This window comes from Streptomyces sp. NPDC051567, assembly GCF_044454165.1.
Lineage (GTDB): Bacteria > Actinomycetota > Actinomycetes > Streptomycetales > Streptomycetaceae > Streptomyces.
Window position 1 is genome coordinate 83,758 of record NZ_JBITDK010000013.1, and the last position, 16,724, is coordinate 100,481.

17 protein-coding genes and 2 riboswitches are annotated in these 16,724 nt (G+C 73.0%); of the genes, 9 read left to right on the plus strand and 8 right to left on the minus strand.

Annotation, left to right across the window (positions count from 1 at the left end):
• Positions 1 to 39: 39 nt before the first annotated feature.
• The 4 genes from ACIA5F_RS16845 to ACIA5F_RS16860 form a co-directional block, all read right to left on the minus strand.
• A complete protein-coding gene (locus ACIA5F_RS16845) occupies positions 40 to 1,035 on the minus strand; it encodes an ABC transporter permease (protein ID WP_399353536.1) in 996 nt (331 codons plus the stop codon).
• Between the two features lie 448 nt (positions 1,036 to 1,483).
• The gene (locus tag ACIA5F_RS16850) at positions 1,484 to 2,224 is read right to left on the minus strand and encodes an enhanced serine sensitivity protein SseB C-terminal domain-containing protein (RefSeq protein WP_399353538.1); all 741 of its coding nucleotides are present in this window, start codon (positions 2,222 to 2,224) and stop codon (positions 1,484 to 1,486) included.
• A 178-nt stretch (positions 2,225 to 2,402) separates the two neighbouring features.
• Positions 2,403 to 3,137 (minus strand): enhanced serine sensitivity protein SseB, encoded by a 735-nt coding sequence (locus ACIA5F_RS16855; protein ID WP_399353540.1) that lies wholly within the window; start codon positions 3,135 to 3,137, stop codon positions 2,403 to 2,405.
• A gap of 44 nt (positions 3,138 to 3,181) precedes the next feature.
• On the minus strand, positions 3,182 to 3,856 hold the full coding sequence (locus ACIA5F_RS16860; RefSeq protein ID WP_399353712.1) for an AAA family ATPase: 675 nt from the start codon (positions 3,854 to 3,856) through the stop codon (positions 3,182 to 3,184).
• Between the two features lie 184 nt (positions 3,857 to 4,040).
• Positions 4,041 to 4,144, plus strand: a riboswitch (glycine riboswitch).
• Positions 4,145 to 4,341: 197 nt separating this feature from the next.
• Between ACIA5F_RS16860 and gcvT the strand changes: the two genes are divergently transcribed.
• From gcvT to ACIA5F_RS16905, 9 genes are all read left to right on the plus strand, one after another.
• Positions 4,342 to 5,457, plus strand: a complete 1,116-nt coding sequence (gene gcvT, locus ACIA5F_RS16865; protein ID WP_399353542.1) for a glycine cleavage system aminomethyltransferase GcvT — start codon at positions 4,342 to 4,344, stop codon at positions 5,455 to 5,457.
• Positions 5,458 to 5,614: 157 nt separating this feature from the next.
• Positions 5,615 to 5,998, plus strand: a complete 384-nt coding sequence (gene gcvH, locus ACIA5F_RS16870) for a glycine cleavage system protein GcvH (RefSeq protein WP_399353544.1) — start codon at positions 5,615 to 5,617, stop codon at positions 5,996 to 5,998.
• A 17-nt stretch (positions 5,999 to 6,015) separates the two neighbouring features.
• On the plus strand, positions 6,016 to 7,272 hold the full coding sequence (gene glyA, locus ACIA5F_RS16875) for a serine hydroxymethyltransferase (protein WP_399353546.1): 1,257 nt from the start codon (positions 6,016 to 6,018) through the stop codon (positions 7,270 to 7,272).
• Positions 7,273 to 7,811: 539 nt separating this feature from the next.
• Positions 7,812 to 9,194 (plus strand): L-serine ammonia-lyase, encoded by a 1,383-nt coding sequence (locus ACIA5F_RS16880; protein ID WP_399353548.1) that lies wholly within the window; start codon positions 7,812 to 7,814, stop codon positions 9,192 to 9,194.
• A gap of 221 nt (positions 9,195 to 9,415) precedes the next feature.
• Positions 9,416 to 9,611, plus strand: a riboswitch (cobalamin riboswitch).
• 29 nt (positions 9,612 to 9,640) lie between these two features.
• Positions 9,641 to 10,348: an energy-coupling factor ABC transporter permease gene (locus ACIA5F_RS16885; RefSeq protein ID WP_399353714.1), complete on the plus strand. Its 708-nt coding sequence runs from the start codon at positions 9,641 to 9,643 to the stop codon at positions 10,346 to 10,348.
• 74 nt (positions 10,349 to 10,422) lie between these two features.
• Positions 10,423 to 10,869, plus strand: coding sequence for an energy-coupling factor ABC transporter substrate-binding protein (locus ACIA5F_RS16890; RefSeq protein WP_399353550.1), 447 nt, complete (start codon positions 10,423 to 10,425; stop codon positions 10,867 to 10,869).
• Positions 10,870 to 10,872: 3 nt separating this feature from the next.
• Positions 10,873 to 11,622, plus strand: coding sequence for a cobalt ECF transporter T component CbiQ (cbiQ, locus tag ACIA5F_RS16895; protein WP_399353552.1), 750 nt, complete (start codon positions 10,873 to 10,875; stop codon positions 11,620 to 11,622).
• Positions 11,619 to 12,458 (plus strand): ATP-binding cassette domain-containing protein, encoded by an 840-nt coding sequence (locus tag ACIA5F_RS16900; protein ID WP_399353554.1) that lies wholly within the window; start codon positions 11,619 to 11,621, stop codon positions 12,456 to 12,458. Before cbiQ ends, ACIA5F_RS16900 begins: the two co-directional genes overlap by 4 nt.
• Positions 12,459 to 12,536: 78 nt before the next feature.
• Positions 12,537 to 13,121: a PadR family transcriptional regulator gene (locus ACIA5F_RS16905; RefSeq protein WP_399353556.1), complete on the plus strand. Its 585-nt coding sequence runs from the start codon at positions 12,537 to 12,539 to the stop codon at positions 13,119 to 13,121.
• Between the two features lie 82 nt (positions 13,122 to 13,203).
• On the opposite strand, the gene ACIA5F_RS16910 is transcribed toward ACIA5F_RS16905, so the two are convergent.
• From ACIA5F_RS16910 to ACIA5F_RS16925, 4 genes are all read right to left on the minus strand, one after another.
• Entirely contained in the window at positions 13,204 to 13,416 is a 213-nt protein-coding gene (locus ACIA5F_RS16910) for an EF-hand domain-containing protein (protein ID WP_399353558.1), read from the minus strand.
• Positions 13,417 to 13,611: 195 nt separating this feature from the next.
• Positions 13,612 to 14,790, minus strand: a complete 1,179-nt coding sequence (locus tag ACIA5F_RS16915) for a YncE family protein (RefSeq protein ID WP_399353560.1) — start codon at positions 14,788 to 14,790, stop codon at positions 13,612 to 13,614.
• Positions 14,787 to 15,575: a polysaccharide deacetylase family protein gene (locus tag ACIA5F_RS16920; protein WP_399353562.1), complete on the minus strand. Its 789-nt coding sequence runs from the start codon at positions 15,573 to 15,575 to the stop codon at positions 14,787 to 14,789. The genes ACIA5F_RS16915 and ACIA5F_RS16920 overlap by 4 nt, the downstream gene beginning before the upstream one ends.
• A 422-nt stretch (positions 15,576 to 15,997) precedes the next feature.
• Entirely contained in the window at positions 15,998 to 16,501 is a 504-nt protein-coding gene (locus ACIA5F_RS16925; RefSeq protein WP_399353564.1) for an ATP-binding protein, read from the minus strand.
• Positions 16,502 to 16,724: the final 223 nt, after the last annotated feature.

Consider the following 16,724-nt stretch of genomic DNA (forward strand, 5'->3'; position numbering starts at 1 on the left):
GGCGCCCGGCGGGTGGCCGGAACCCCTGCGGCCGGCCGGCTAGCGGGAGCCCTTCGGGTCGAGGGCGTCCCGGACGCCGTCGCCGAAGAGGTTGAAGGCCAGCACGGTGATGAAGATCGCCACGCCGGGGAAGATCATGAAGAGCGGGTCGTCCTGGTAGGTCCGCACGGCCGTGGAGAGGGTCTCTCCCCAGGAGGGCGTGGGCGGCTTGACGCCGACGCCGAGGAAGCTCAGGGCGGCCTCGGTCAGCACGTTGGTGGGGATCATCAGCGTGGAGTAGACGGTGATGGGCGCCACCAGGTTCGGGAGCAGCTCGCGGAAGAGGATGTAGGTCCGGCCCGCGCCCAGGCTGCGCGCCGCCTCGACGTACTCGCGCTCGCGCAGGGACAGGGTCTGTCCGCGGACGATCCGGCCGATGTACGGCCAGCCGAAGAAGCCGATGACCAGCACCAGCACGGCGATCCGCAGGCCCGATCCCTCGAAGCCCCAGAGTTTGCCGGGGACGACGGAGATCAGCGCGATGATGAAGAGCAGCTGCGGGAAGGCGAGGAGCAGGTCCATGACGCGGCTGATGGCCGCGTCGACCCAGCCGCCGAAGTAGCCCGCGACGATGCCGAGGGCGGTGCCGAGGGCGACCGCCACGAAGGCGGAGAGGAAGGCCACGAGCAGCGAGATGCGCGCACCGTAGACGATCCGGCTGAAGACGTCGCGGCCGTTGACCGGCTCGACGCCCAGCAGGAACTCCCCGCTCATCCCGCCCCACTTGCCGGCCGGCAGCCCGAGCAGCGGGTCCAGCATCTCCTCGTGCAGCTCCTCCGGCGGGTGGCCGAACGCCTTGACGATCAGCGGCGCGAAGATCGCGACGAGGATCAGCAGGAGCACGACGACACCACCGGCCAGCGCGACCTTGTCGCGCTTGAGCCGGGACCAGGCGATCTTCCAGGGTGAGCGCCCCTCGATCGCCTTCTGCGGGGGTGCGGGGGCGGCCACGGCCTCGGGCTCGGCCGCGCCGGTGTCGTGCAGTGGTGCCGTCATCGTGGTGGGGACCCCTCTCGGCCGACGGTGGCCGGCCCGTGCCCGCCGCTTCGGCGGCTTGGTTCTGTCGGCGTCGCTGTTGGTGCGGTGGGGGCGAACACGCCTGAAGTGCAGGTGAAGAGCTGGCGTTCGCGGGATGGACCGGTCTTCGGTGGGGGGAGTCTTCAACGGCCTCCCGAGCACCCGCCAGACCTGCCGGTGATGTGATGCGCAACCGTGATCTGCGCCGACGCCTTCCGTTATCCGAACCGGGTGATCTGGTGAGCGGTGAAACAGTGCTCGTTCCACGCGGAACGGACATCCGGCCCAACTGCCTTTTCCCGCACCCTATTTGGACGGACTCCCCCCGCGCATGCGGAACAGGCCGCGCCGGATGTCCGGTGCGGCCTGCGGGACGGTCTGCGGGGGAGCTGCGGCGGGTGGGGCCGCCGGGGCGGCGCGGGGCCGTTCAGTACGACGGGGCCTGGCCCTCGCGGTCGTAGAAGGGGCGGGTCTGGGTGCGCAGCCACATGGCCACCGGGTCGTGCTCGTCGGCCAGCGCGACCGTGCAGACCGGGACGCCCTCGGGGACGGCGCCGACCGACTGCCGCATCATCTCCCGTACGGACTCCAGCGCGGGCGCGGAGGCGTCGTACAGGTCGAGTCCCACCGCGAGGTACGGGGAGCCCAGCGAGGGCTGGACCCAGGCGCGGCGCAGCGAGCGGACGGCCGGGGTGCGGTGCGCGTACTGGGTCAGCAGTCCGTAGAACTGCGGGAGTTCGACGGCGGGTTCGCAGAGCCGCAGCGGGCCGGCCGGCATCCGGTCCAGGCCCGTGGCGATCCGGCGCAGGTCGGCCCAGGGCACGCCGAGGCCGCCGCCCCGCGCGTGCGGGTTGAGCCACAGGCCCCAGCGGTCCGGGTAGAGGGCGCGGGCGACGTCCCGGCCGGTGACCACCTCGTAGCCCCGGTTCCAGCCGCTGGCGTCCAGTTCCCGGGGCGAGGTGACGCAGGGCGCGTAGCCGAGGTTCTCGACCTCCATGCCGGCGTACTGGGCGTCCGGGGAGCCCTGCCGGCCCTGCCAGAGCAGCATCCACAGCCGGCCACCGGCCAGCGCGTGCAGGAGCGCCTCGTAGCTCTCGTAGCGCCCGGGAGCCACCTGGCGCAGCATGTGCTCGACCTGCCCGGCCTCGGCCGTGCCTGACGCACTCACCCGGTACTCCTCCTCGTCCGCCCGTCGTCCACCCGCACCTGGGCGCGGGAGCCCTACCAGCTTAAGCGGCGCCGGTGCCGTGACCGGAAAGGTTTGCCGGTGGGCCCGCGGCGTCCGGTGCGGCGCCCCGCCGGGTTGCCGGGCGGCGCGGGCCGGTGAACCTTTCCGGTCACGGCGCTTACGACAGGTAGAAGGGGGGTACGCGCTCGCGCATCCAGTCGGTGACCGGGTCCTGGACGGCGTCCAGGAGGATCAGCTGGACCGGCCAGGGCGGTGTCACGCGGGCCAGCGCGCGGCCGAGGGCGTCCATCGGGCCGGTGGTGCCCACGGGCACCCACGCCGCGAGCCGGACGCCGACGTACAGCTCGGGTTCCCCGCCCTCGACGCCGGCCAGGCAGCGGTGGGCCGAGGCGACCTCGCCGAGGCCGCGGAACTCCTCGGTGGCGGCGGCCAGGAACTCCACCGGGTCGTCCTGCCAGTCGGGCTCGTAGAGGCGGACCCGGCCGCCGGTGGCCGGCCCGTCGAGCGGGGTGGACCCGGCGCGGCACAGTGCGGCGACGGCGGGCGGGGGGAGCGGGACGCCGACGGCGCCGCCGGGGTTCAGCGCGATGCCGAGCTGTGGGGGCAGCCCGCGGGCGAACTCGTCCGAGGGGGCCACCGCGAAGTCCGTGCCGGGTCCCACGCAGGCGAGGAACTGGGCCTCGGAGGTGTAGACCGGGACGTAGACGGCCCCGCCGATCTCCATCGTGGGCAGGGTCAGGGAGGTCCGGTCGGGCCCGCCGCCCTCGGGCAGGGGCACCCACACCCGGCTGCGCCCGAGCACCTCCAGGATCCGCCCCCCGGCATCCGGCCGCCCGACCACCGCCCCGAGTACCTGTTCCAGCTCATTGCCCGGCCAGCCGCCGCCCTGCATCCCTGCCGCCTTCCCCGTATCCCGCGCCACGTGTCGCCCCGAGGTTAGTGGAAGACGATCCGGGCGACCCGCGAGGCCGAGGCGCGGTCGAGCAGGACCGCCGAGGCGCAGCCCGCCGGCGGCCGGCCCGCCTCCGCCTCGCGCAGCAGCCGTCCCACCGCCCCCTGGTGCCGGGCGAAGGCGTACGCCGACACGCGGCGGCCCCGGGCGGCCTGCCCGGCCAGCGCCTCCTCGGCGCCGCTGTCCAGGAGGAGCAGGTGCAGCGCCCGGCCCCGGCGCCGCGCGGCCCCGGCGAGCAGGCCCCGTACCCAGCTCTGGGTCCCGCAGTCGTGGACGACCGCCGAGGCGCCGGAGCGCAGCGTCCGCCACAGCCCCCAGTAGTGCGCGGCGCGGACCAGCGGGCGGTACACGGCGTAGGGCAGGGCGGCCGGCATCCGGCGCTCCCAGCGTTCGCGGGCGTCCTGGGAGTCGATGCCGCCGCCCGGGGCGGCGCGTTTGATCAGGGTGCTCTTGCCGCCGCCGGGCAGGCCGGAGACCACGACGATGTCCCCCGCCGCGAAGCCGAGCCACCGCGGGCCGTGCGCTCCGGGGCCGCGCAGGTCGCGGACGCGGGCGCCGCGCTCGGCGGTCTCCCGTTCCCGGGCGGGCAGGCCCCGCTGGGCCGGAACCCCGTCCACCGTCCCCGTCGTCGCCAGCACTCGGAATCTCCGCACAGTGATCGTCTCCCCCCGGTACCGGGCCGCAAGGACCCCCTGCCCACTGAGTGTAAAGAGACGGTAATCCGGCGGGGCCGGTTCCGGCCGGACGCGCGCGGGGCTCGTGCGATCTTCCGGCCCGCACGCCCGCCCGCCACCGGGGCGTGCAATGATGTGCGCCATCTGGACCAACTGCATACCGGCCGCTTGAATCCGCGCGGGAGAGTCCCGGCACGCCGCAAGGCCGTGCACGGGCGCCGAAGGAGCAAGTACCTCCCTTGAATCTCTCAGGCCCCGTACCGCGTGGATGAGGCAGATCTGAAAAGCGAGCCGCGTCCTTCGTCCGTGAGGCGCGCTCCACCCAAGGTGCAAGTCGGGAATTCCGGGCGGGATCGAAAGATCGCGAGTCCCGGAGGAACTCCCGGCGAACCTCTCAGGTTCCGATGACAGATGGGGAGGAACGTCCTCGTCATGTCATGTCGATGCCCTGGGACCCGGGAGCCACACCCATGAGCACTGCCCCCCGTCTGACCGCCCTCGATGCGCTGCACCGTTCCCTCGGTGCGACCATGACCGATTTCGCGGGCTGGGACATGCCCCTGCGGTACGGCAGCGAGCGCGACGAGCACAACGCCGTCCGTACCCGGGCCGGTCTCTTCGACCTGTCCCACATGGGCGAGATCACCCTGACCGGCCCGGAGGCCGTCAAGGCCCTGGACCACGCGCTGGTCGGCAACATCTCGACCGTCGGCGTCGGCCGGGCCCGCTACACGCACATCTGCCAGGAGGACGGCGGGATCGTCGACGACCTGATCGTCTACCGCCTGGCCGAGACCGAGTTCATGGTGGTCGCCAACGCCTCCAACGCCCAGGTGGTCCTGGACGCCCTGACCGTGCGCGCCGCCGGCTTCGACGCCGTGGTCCGTGACGACCGCGACGCGTACGCGCTCCTCGCGGTGCAGGGCCCCGAGTCCCCCGGCATCCTCGCCTCGCTGACCGACGCCGACCTGGACGGGCTCAAGTACTACGCGGGCCTGCCGGGCACGGTGGCCGGGGTGCCGGCGCTGATCGCGCGTACGGGGTACACGGGCGAGGACGGCTTCGAGCTGTTCGTGGCGCCCGAGCACGCCGTGGAGCTGTGGCAGGCGCTGATGAAGGCGGGCGAGGGCGTGGGCCTGGTCCCGGCCGGGCTCTCCTGCCGCGACACCCTGCGCCTGGAGGCGGGCATGCCGCTGTACGGGCACGAGCTGACCACCTCGCTGACCCCGTTCGACGCGGGTCTGGGCCGGGTCGTGAAGTTCGAGAAGGAGGGCGACTTCGTGGGCCGCGCCGCCCTGGAGGCCGCCGCCGAGCGCGCCGCCGCCGCGCCGCCGCGCAAGCTGGTCGGCCTGATCGCCGAGGGCCGCCGCGTCCCGCGCGCCGGGTTCCCGGTCGTCGCGGACGGCGTGGTCGTCGGCGAGGTCACCTCCGGCGCCCCGTCCCCGACGCTCGGCAGGCCGATCGCGATGGCGTACGTGGACGCGGCGCACGCCGCGCCCGGCACCTCCGGCGTCGGTGTCGACATCCGCGGTACGCATGAGCCGTACGAGGTCGTGGCCCTGCCGTTCTACAAGCGGCAGAAGTAGTACCCCGCGCCCGGCCCCGCCGTCAGGGCGGCCGGACCGGCGTCCCCGCGGCGCCGTCCCGGCCGTCCGCGCGGCGGCGCCCGGGTGTGTCGCGCCACCGTCTCAGCACCCGAGACCACATTCGTATCCACTCCCCCGCATCCAGGAGAATCAGGTCATGAGCAACCCCCAGCAGCTGCGTTACAGCAAGGAGCACGAGTGGCTGTCGGTCGCCGAGGACGGCGTCTCGACGGTCGGCATCACGGAGTTCGCGGCCAACGCGCTCGGTGACGTCGTCTACGCCCAGCTCCCCGAGGTGGGCGACACCGTGACCGCGGGCGAGACCTGCGGCGAGCTGGAGTCGACCAAGTCGGTCAGCGACCTGTACTCCCCCGTCACCGGTGAGGTCGTCGAGGCCAACCAGGACGTCGTGGACGACCCCGCTCTCGTGAACACCGCGCCGTTCGCGGGTGGCTGGCTGTTCAAGGTGCGCGTCTCGGAGGAGCCGGCCGACCTGCTCTCCGCCGAGGAGTACGCCGCGCTGACCCACTCCGACAACTGACACCCCAGGGGATCTTGATGTCCGTGCTGAACACCCCGCTCCACGAGCTCGACCCCGACGTCGCCGCCGCCGTCGACGCCGAGCTCGTACGCCAGCAGTCGACCCTGGAAATGATCGCGTCGGAGAACTTCGCTCCGGTCGCCGTCATGGAGGCCCAGGGCTCGGTCCTGACCAACAAGTACGCCGAGGGCTACCCGGGCCGCCGCTACTACGGTGGCTGCGAGCACGTGGACGTGGTCGAGCAGATCGCGATCGACCGCGTCAAGGCGCTGTTCGGCGCCGAGGCCGCGAACGTCCAGCCGCACTCGGGCGCGCAGGCCAACGCCGCCGCGATGTTCGCGCTGCTGAAGCCGGGCGACACGATCATGGGCCTGAACCTGGCCCACGGCGGTCACCTGACCCACGGCATGAAGATCAACTTCTCCGGCAAGCTCTACAACGTGGTCCCGTACCACGTGGACGGGACCGGCCAGGTCGACATGGCCGAGGTCGAGCGCCTGGCCAAGGAGTCCAAGCCGCAGCTGATCGTCGCCGGCTGGTCCGCCTACCCGCGCCAGCTCGACTTCGCCGCCTTCCGCCGGATCGCGGACGAGGTCGGCGCGTACCTGATGGTCGACATGGCGCACTTCGCCGGTCTGGTCGCGGCCGGGCTGCACCCGAACCCGGTGCCGCACGCCCACGTCGTCACCACCACCACGCACAAGACCCTCGGCGGTCCGCGCGGTGGCGTGATCCTGTCGACGCAGGAGCTGGCCAAGAAGATCAACTCGGCGGTCTTCCCGGGCCAGCAGGGCGGCCCGCTGGAGCACGTGATCGCGGCCAAGGCCGTCTCCTTCAAGATCGCGGCATCGGAGGACTTCAAGGAGCGCCAGGTGCGCACCCTGGAGGGCGCGAAGATCATCGCCGAGCGCCTGATCCAGCCGGACGTCACCGAGGTGGGCGTCTCCGTCCTCTCCGGCGGCACGGACGTGCACCTGGTCCTGGTCGACCTGCGCGACTCCGAGCTGGACGGCCAGCAGGCCGAGGACCGCCTCCACGGGATCGGCATCACGGTCAACCGGAACGCGATCCCGAACGACCCGCGCCCCCCGATGGTCACCTCGGGCCTGCGGATCGGCACGCCGGCGCTGGCCACCCGCGGCTTCGGCGCCGAGGACTTCACCGAGGTCGCGGAGATCATCGCGTCCGCGCTGAAGCCCGCCTTCGACGCCGCCGACCTGACGGCGCGCGTCTCGGCCCTCGCCGCGAAGTTCCCGCTGTACCCGACGCTCTGACCGTAGCGCCGCTCCCGGGCCGGGCCGTTCCCGGTCCGGCCCGGGAGCGGCGGCCGGAGGGCCCGGTCCTGTCCGCGAGGAGGGACCGGGCCCTTCGCGTGACCGGGGCTTCCCGCGGCCGGGGCCGCAGGGTGCCCCGGGGCCCGTCGGCGGACGACCGCCGTCCGACGTCCGACGTCCGATGTCCGCCGTCCTCCCGGCCGGAACGGGTCCGGCCAGGCCAGGGTCCGGCTGCCGTACGGCAGCCCGTACGGCAGCCCGTACGGCAGCCGTCAGGACCCGGCCGGACCTGGCCGGACCTGGCCGAGCCGGTCCGGTCGCCGGTACCGGGCGGCCCCGCGCCGCCATAGAAGCCCCAGGAACCCCAGGGGCCTCGTCCGCCCGCCCCTCCTCCGGGGCCACAGCCCCGCTCCGGCGCCGTCCCGTACGGGCTCGCGCCCGGCTCCTTCCTCACGGGTTAGTCTCGCCTGTCGGACAAAAACCGAACAATCGACCTATCCTGCCCCGTCCACCCCACGAGCAGACAAGGGAGTCCGCCAGTGGCCATCTCCGTCTTCGACCTCTTCTCCATCGGCATCGGCCCGTCCTCCTCCCACACGGTCGGTCCGATGCGCGCGGCACGGATGTTCGTGACCCGGCTGAAGAAGGACGGCGTCCTCGCACAGACCGCGTCCGTACGGGCCGAACTCTTCGGCTCGCTCGGCGCGACCGGCCACGGCCACGGCACCCCCAAGGCGGTGCTGCTGGGCCTGGAGGGCCACTCCCCGCGCACGGTCGACGTGGAGACCGCCGACGCCGAGGTCGAGCGCATCCGCCGGACGGGCCGGCTGCGGCTGCTGGGCACCGAGATAGGCGAGGGCCACGAGATCGCCTTCGACGAGCCGAACCAGCTGATCCTGCACCGCCGCCGCTCCCTGCCGTACCACGCCAACGGCATGACCCTCTTCGCCTACGACACGGCGGGCACCCCGCTGCTGGAGAAGACGTACTACTCGGTCGGCGGCGGCTTCGTCGTGGACGAGGACGCGGTCGGCGAGGACCGGATCAAGCTCGACGACACCGTGCTGAAGTACCCCTTCCGCTCCGGTGACGAGATGCTCCGCCTGGCGAACGAGACCGGCCTGTCGATCTCCTCCCTGATGCTGGAGAACGAGAAGACCTGGCGCACCGAGGACGAGATCCGCGAGGGCCTGCTGGAGATCTGGCGCGTCATGCAGTCCTGCGTCGCGCGCGGCATGTCCCGCGAGGGCATCCTCCCGGGCGGTCTGCGGGTCAAGCGCCGGGCCGCCTCCACGGCGCGCCAGCTGCGCGCCGAGGGCGACCCGCTGCTGCACCGCAGCGAGTGGGCGACGATCTACGCGATGGCGGTCAACGAGGAGAACGCGGCGGGCGGCCGGGTCGTGACCGCCCCCACCAACGGCGCGGCGGGCGTCCTGCCGGCCGTCCTGCACTACTACATGAACTTCGTGCCGGGCGCCGACGAGGACGGCGTGGTCCGCTTCCTCCTGGCGGCGGGCGCGATCGGCATGCTCTTCAAGGAGAACGCCTCGATCTCGGGCGCCGAGGTCGGCTGCCAGGGCGAGGTGGGCTCCGCCTGCTCCATGGCGGCGGGCGCCCTCGCCGAGGTCATGGGCGGCACCCCGGAGCAGGTCGAGAACGCGGCCGAGATCGGCATGGAGCACAACCTGGGCCTGACCTGCGACCCGGTCGGCGGCCTGGTCCAGATCCCGTGCATCGAGCGCAACGGCATGGCGGCGGTCAAGGCCGTCACGGCGGCCAGGATGGCGCTGCGCGGCGACGGCAGCCACAAGGTCTCCCTCGACAAGGTCATCAAGACCATGAAGGAGACGGGCGCGGACATGAAGGTCAAGTACAAGGAGACGGCCCGCGGCGGCCTCGCGGTCAACGTCATCGAGTGCTGACGTAGACACGGCCCCGCCCGCGTCGGCGGAGGCGGGGACGGACACGAGGCCCGGCGGGCCGCTTCGCGGGAAGCGGTCCGGCGGGCCTCGTACTGTCCGCCCCGGCGGCGCTCCGGGTCCGAAGGGGCGCTCCGGGTCCGAGGGGGGGGCTCCCGTGGCCGTCGGCGGGAACGGACCGCAGGTGGGCTGCCCGGACGGGTTGTGGGGCGTCGGCGGCGGGACTAAGGTCAGCGGGCCTTGGTGTTCGGGAAACCGGTGGGAAACCGGTGCGGCCCTCGCCACTGTGATCGGGAAGTCCGGCTCCACTCCTGCGGGAAGCCACTGGGACCACGCGGGGAACCGCACGGGCCCGGGAAGGCGGAGCCAGGGCATCAGTACCCGTGAGCCAGGAGACCGGCCAGGGCGCGTCGTCCATCCACGAGGTGCTGGAGAGGTCTCCCCCACTCATGCATATAGCCGAGGGGTTCCTACCCCCTTTGCACGCGGTCGCCTGGGGCGCCGCGTCCGCTCCCTTCGTCGTCCACGGGGTCCGCGCCCTCACCCGCGAGGTGAAGGAGCATCCCGAGAGCACGCTGCTGCTCGGGGCGTCCGGAGCGTTCACTTTCGTCCTGTCCGCCCTGAAGATCCCTTCGGTGACGGGCAGTTGCTCGCACCCCACCGGCACCGGGCTCGGCGCCATCCTCTTCCGTCCGCCGATCATGGCGGTGCTCGGCACGATCACCCTGCTCTTCCAGGCGCTGCTGCTGGCCCACGGCGGGCTGACCACGCTGGGCGCCAACGTCTTCTCGATGGCGATCGCCGGGCCCTGGGCGGGGTACGGGGTCTACCGGCTGCTGCGCAGGGCCGGGGCGCCGCTGATGGTGACCGTCTTCTTCGGCGCCTTCTTCGCCGACCTGGTCACCTACTGCGTCACCAGCGTCCAGCTCGCGGCGGCCTTCCCGGACCCGGGTACCGGCTTCGCGGGCGCGCTCGCGAAGTTCGGCGGGATCTTCGCCGTCACCCAGATCCCGCTCGCGGTCAGCGAGGGGCTGCTGACGGTCCTCGTGATGCGGCTGCTGATGCGGTCGAGCCGCTCGGACCTGGTCCGGCTGGGCGTCGCCCGGCTCACCCGGGGCAAGGCCGCGCCCGGAAACCGGCCGGAGGCGGCGCTGTGACGAGCCGGAGGACGAAGGCAGGGACAGGGCCAGGGACAGGGGCGGGGACGAGGACGAGGACGAGGACGATGGCGATGAGCCGGCACGCGAAGATCAACACTCTGCTGCTGCTCCTGGTGGCGGCGCTGGCCGTGCTCCCCCTCGCGCTGGGGATGGGCGAGGGCAAGGAGGAGCCGTTCGCGGGCGCCGACGCCCAGGCCGAGGCGGCCATCACCGAACTGGACCCGGACTACGAGCCGTGGTTCACCCCGCTGTACGAACCTCCGTCCGGGGAGGTCGAGTCCGCGCTCTTCGCCCTCCAGGCGGCGCTCGGCGCGGGCCTGCTCGCGTACTACTTCGGGGTCCGTACGGGCCGCCGCCAGGGCGCCGCCGCCGCGACGGCCGCCGCCCGGGGGGACCGGCCGGACGGGCCGGAGGCCGCGGACCGGGGCCCCGCACCGGGCCCCGGCCCCGCCCCCGCGCCGTCCCCCGGCCCGGACCCCGGCCCGCCGCCGGGGCCCGTCACCCGGGTGGAGCCGTAGCCGGTGCTGCCCATCGACGTGGCGGCGCACAGCAGCCGCTGGCGCCACCGCCACCCGCTGGAGAAGGCGCTGCTGGGGCTCGGGCTGACGGTCACGGCCGTCTGCCTGCCGCCCTGGCCCGGCGGGCCGCTGGTCGCCGTCGCCACGCTCGCCCTGCTCCTCGGCCCGGCCGAGGTGGCCGGGCGGCAGCTGTGGCGGGCCTTCCGTATCCCGCTCGGCTTCTGTGTCACGGGGGCGGTGCCGCTGCTGTTCGCGGTGGGCGGCCCGTCGGGGCCGGTCTCACCGGCCCCGGACGGTCCGCTCCGCGCGGCGGAGCTGCTGCTGCGCACCTCGTCGGCCTCGCTCGGCCTGCTGCTGTTCGCCTTCACCACCCCCGTCTCGGACGTGCTGCCCCGGCTGGTGCGGGCCGGGGTCCCGGCCCCGGTGGTGGACGTGGCCCTGGTCATGTACCGGATCGGGTTCCTGCTGCTCGACTCCCTCGCCCAGGTCCACCGCGCCCAGGCGGCCCGGCTGGGCCAGAGGGGCCGGGCGGCGGTGTGGCGTTCGCTGGCCGGGCTCGCCGCGACCGCCTTCGTCCGGGCCTTCGACCGCGCGGCGCGGCTCCAGGAGGGCCTGGCCGGGCGCGGCTACGACGGCACGCTGCGGGTGCTCGTCCCCCAGGCGGCGCTGTCCTGGCGGTTCCTGGCCGGGACCGCCGCCCTGCTGATCTCCCTGGTCACCGTGACCCTCGTCCTGAAGGAGCTGTACCTGTGAGGCCGTCGGTGGAGCTGGTGGGGGCGGGGTACGCGTACGAGGACGGGCCCGAGGTCCTCTCCGGCGTGGATTTCGGGATCGCGCCGCAGCGGGCGCTGGTCCTGCTGGGCCGCAACGGCAGTGGCAAGACCACGCTGATGCGGCTGCTGAGCGGGGGGCTGCGGCCGGGCTCCGGGGCGCTGCTGCTCGACGGCGTGCGGGTGACGTACGACCGGGCCGGTCTGACCCGGCTGCGGACGGCGGTGCAGCTCGTCGTGCAGGACCCGGACGACCAGCTCTTCGCGGCCTCGGTGGAGCAGGACGTCTCCTTCGGGCCGATGAACCTGGGGCTGGCGCCCGGGGAGGTCCGGGCCCGGGTCGGTGACGCGCTGGCCGCGCTGGACATCACGGCGCTGCGGGACCGCCCGACCCACCTCCTCTCGTACGGCCAGCGCAAGCGCGCGGCGATCGCGGGCGCGGTGGCGATGGCTCCGCGCGTGCTGATCCTGGACGAGCCGACGGCCGGGCTGGACCCGGACGGGCAGGAGCGGCTGCTGGACGTCCTGGCGGGTCTGCGTGCGCGGGGGACGACGGTGGTGATGGCCACGCACGACGTGGACCTGGCGGTCCGGTGGGCGGACGACGCGGCGGTCCTCACCCCGGCGGGCATCCGGCTGGGCCCGGCCCCGGCCCTGCTGTCGGACCCGGAGCTGCTGGCCTCGGCGGGGCTGCGCCAGGCGTGGTCCCCGGCGGTGACGGCGTTCCTGCGCGCCCGGGGCCTGCTCGCCGCCGACGCCCCGGGCCCGCGCGTGCCCGAGGCGCTGGCCGCCTGGGAGCCGGGGCCGGTCCGGGGCTGACCGGGGCGCGGGGCCGGTCCGGGCGCGGGGCCAGGTCCGGTCCGGCGCTCCGGGCGGTCGCAAACCTAGGATGGCGCCATGTCGCTCCCGCACGCCATCCTCACCGCCCTCCTCGAAAAGCCCTCGTCCGGGCTGGAGCTGACCCGGCGGTTCGACAAGTCGATCGGGTACTTCTGGTCCGCGACGCACCAGCAGATCTACCGCGAGCTGGGCCGGCTGGAGGAGGCCGGGCTGATCCGGGCGCTGCCCGGCCAGGTCCCGGTCCGGGGGCGGCGCAAGGAGTACGAGGTGCTCCCGGAGGGCAGTGCGGAGCTGGCGCGGTGGGTCGCCGGGAGCCAGGACCCGAAGCCGATCCGGGACCCCCTGCTGCTGCGGGTCCGGGCGGCCGGGGTGGTGGGGGCGCAGGGCCTGGCCGGGGAGTTGCGGCGCCATCTGGAGCTGCACCGCGGGCAGTTGGCGATGTACGAGGCGATCGAGGCGAAGGACTTCCCGCCGGGCCGGGACTCCGAGGAGGACCGGCTGCGCCGGCTCGTCCTGCACGGGGGGATCGGTCTGGAGACGTTCTGGCTGCGCTGGCTGGAGGAGGCGCTCGACGAGGTCCCGGAAGTGCTGGAAGTCCCGGCGGCTCCGGAGCGAGGTCCCGCAGCCGGGGTCCCGGAGTGAGGTCCCGGAGCCGGGGTTCCCGGACGTGACAGCGCCCTCCGGCCCGGCAGGGGGCGGAGGGCGTGCGCGGGGCGTGGGCGGGCTACTTGTTGACGGAGGACCAGAACTCGTCGAAGCTCAGCAGGCCGTCGCCGTTGGCGTCCTTGGAGGCGATCACGGCGTCCGCGACCGGGCCGGTGACGAACCCGTCGCCCATGGCGGCCATGGCCGCCCGGAACTCGTCGGCCGTGACGAAGCCGTCGCCGTTCTTGTCGAAGTTGCCGAACGTCGTCCGTGCGTTATCGATGTCCGCCACTGGGTCCACCCCTTCTTGGTGCTTGCTGACCGGCTCAGGGTAACGGCCGGTCCCTCCCGCCCCTCCTGCGGGTCCCTACGCGATCCTTACGGCCGGGCGGTGTCCCGGGAGTTCTCCATGATCCCGGGACACCGCGCGGCCCCGGGACACCGCGCGGCCCGGGACACCGCGCGGCCGTGGTTCAGCGGCCGGGGTTCAGCGGAAGATGCCGGTGTGGCCGAGCGAGTAGCGGCCGGGCTGCGGGTAGACGGCGAGTCCGTGCGGGCCGTCGCCCACCGGGATGCGGGCCAGTTCCTCGCCCGACCTGGTGTCGATCGCGTAGACCTCGGAGTTGTAGCGGCCCGACAGCCACAGCACCTTGCCGTCGGCGGAGACCCCGCCCATGTCGGGGCTGCCGCCTTCCGGCAGCTCCCACTTCTTGGTGAGGCGGTTCGCCTTGAAGTCGAAGACGGAGACGCTGCCCTCGCCCCGGTTGGAGACGTACATCTCCTTGGAGTCGCGGCTGACGTAGAGGCCGTGGCAGCCCTTGCCGGTGAGCAGCAGGGTGGGGGTGTCGAACCGGTCGCCGTTGAGCACCCACATGCCGTGGGCCATCATGTCCGCGACGTAGAAGGTCTTCCCGTCCGGGGAGACCTTGACGTCCTGCGGCATCGCGCCCTCGAACGGCAGTTCCTGCTGGCCGACGACCTCCATCTTCTCGGTGTCGACCTTGAGCAGCTCGCCGGAGAACTCGCAGCTCACGATGAAGTACCGGCCGTCGGCGGAGAAGTCCGCGTGGTTGACGCCGAAGCAGCTGACGGGGACGGTCTTGACCCGGTTCATGGTGTGCGGGTCGCGGAAGACCAGTTCCTTGTCCATCGAGGCCATGACGATCGCGTACTTGCCGTTGGGCGTGAAGTACAGGTTGTACGGGTCGTGCACCTCGACGGGTTCCCCGGCCTTGCCGGTGGCCGGGTCGATGGGGGTGAGCGTGTGGCCCCGGTTGTTGTTGACCCAGAGGGTCTTCATGTCCCAGGAGGGGACGACGTGCTGGGGCTGGTTGCCGACCGGGATGGTCTCGATGACCTTGTAGGTGGCCGGGTCGATGACGGACACCGTGTTGGAGCTGGTGTTCGGCACGTAGACGCGGGACGGGAAGTTCTTGACCACCGGGGAGAGCTGGTTCGGCCGGTCGGCCGCGTACACGTCGTGGGGGTCGAGGAGCGGGGGCATTCCGGGCAGGCCCGGCGGGGCCGCCGGGACGGCCTTGGCGGGGGCCTTGGAGCCGAGGGCCTCGGCGGGCCCCTTGTCGGCCGATCCGCAGCCGGCCAGGGCGGCGAGGACCAGACCGGCCAGCAGCACGCTGGCCTTCCGGGGAAGGCGGGTGGTCGTCATGGGGTCAGCAGCTCCGTGGTGGTCACCGCGCGCAGCTTGCGGCGCGTGAGTTCTTCGAGGAGGGGCGGCATCGCGGCGACCGTGTCCGCGTAGCCGAAGTGCAGGCTCACCACCGATCCGTCGCGGATCGTCCCGGTGACGTTGCGGAGGACGGCCGCGGCGCCGGGCGAGGTGAAGTCGAGGGAGTCCACGTCGTACGAGAGGACGTGCGGGTAGCCCGCCCGCCCGGCCAGTTCCTGGACGAGCGGGGTGGCGTACTGCGTCTGGGAGGGCCGGAACCAGGTGCCGATGGAGCCGGTGAGCCGCTTGAGCCGCTGGGCGCAGCCGGTGATCTCGGCGTACGCCTGCGCCTCGGGCAGGTCGTTGAGCGCCAGGTGGTGCTGGGTGTGGTTGCCGAGCTCGTGGCCGCCGTCGAGGACCCGGCGGGCCAGCTCCGGGTGGGTGTCGAGCCAGGTCCCGATGGCCAGTACGGTGACCCGCGCGCCCGCCTTCTCGGCCTCGGCCAGCACCGACCGGGCGGTGGCGGGGTCCCCGTTGCCGTGGAAGGTGAGGGCGACCCGGGGGCGGTCGCGCGGGCCGTGGCCGATCTCGACGGGCTGCCCGGCGAAGCGGCGCGGTGCGGGCGCGGCGGGCGGTGCGGCGGGCCGGCCCGGGGTGGAGCGGGCGGCGGAGGGCGGCGGCGCGCCGGGGCCGCCTCCGCCCGTGCCGCAGGCGGCGGTGAGGGCACCGGCGGCGACCGCCGCCCCGGCGCGCAGGGCCGTACGACGGTCTGGGTTGCAGATCACCTGTCCATTTAAGGGGTGGATGACCCGAGAGGTAATGATTGACCCAATTCAGGACCTCAGTCGGACCAGTCCGTCAGACGATCCGTCCAGCATGTGGTCAACGATTTACGCGCGGCGGCTGATACTTATTCATTGATTACGAGGTGAGTGACCCATCAAACCTAGGATTTAGGTATAAACTCTTAGGGTATACACACTTATGTCCCAGTTTGAACTTTTGGTGTTTGGGTTCTCTTCTGCCATAGTCGGAACCACGACTTCCCCTTGACCCGAGCGAAGTCTCCACGCCGAGGACCACACCCCATCCGGTCCTCGGCGCACCCATGAAACCCCCGCAGCGCCTCACCTCGGCGACAGGGGGTTTCTGGCGTTTCCGGGCCCAAGAACGCCGCCCGCATCGACCCGCGCCGCCCCGCTCCGGGCTAGCGGTCGGCGACCCGCATCTCGAACCAGGTGCGCTTGCCGCGCGGCAGCAGATCGGCGCCCCAGCGGTCGGAGAGCTTGTCCACGAGGAAGAGGCCCCGGCCCGTGGTGTCCATGTCGTGGACCGGCATCAGGCAGGGCAGTCCGCGCGAGGGGTCGCGCACCTCCACCCTGATCCAGCCGCGCCGCCGCACCATCCGCAGGCCGAAGGAGCGGGCACCGGTGTGCCGGACCGCGTTGCCGACCAGCTCGGAGACGAGCAGGACCGCGTACTCGGAGGTCTGCGGCGTCAGGCCCCAGAGGCGGATCACCACGCACTGGGTGAGCCGGCGCGCGATGCCCGCCGACTCGGGCATCGAGGGGAGGGTCACTTCCGCCTCGGCCGGGTTCCCGTACGTCTCCAGCGCCTTGAGGCCCTGTTCGTCCTCGGCCGCCGCCGTGAGCCGCACCGCCGACACACCGCCGCGCTGCCACGGCTGTTCCACACCCTCCAGGCCCGCCATGGCCCCATCATGGACGGCCCGGTGGCCCGTTCGGGCCGTTCCCCCGGAACCCGCCCCCCGGAACCAGGAGTTCCAGGGGGCTCGCGTACCGGACGAAAGACCGACGCGGGCGCACGGCACCCGCTCTGAGCTGCGGCGACGTGAAGGAGAGCGGCGAGGACGGCCAGTGGATCACCTGTTCGCCTTAAGGCTGTCTTAAGTCCTGGCTCATCCACCCACAGGG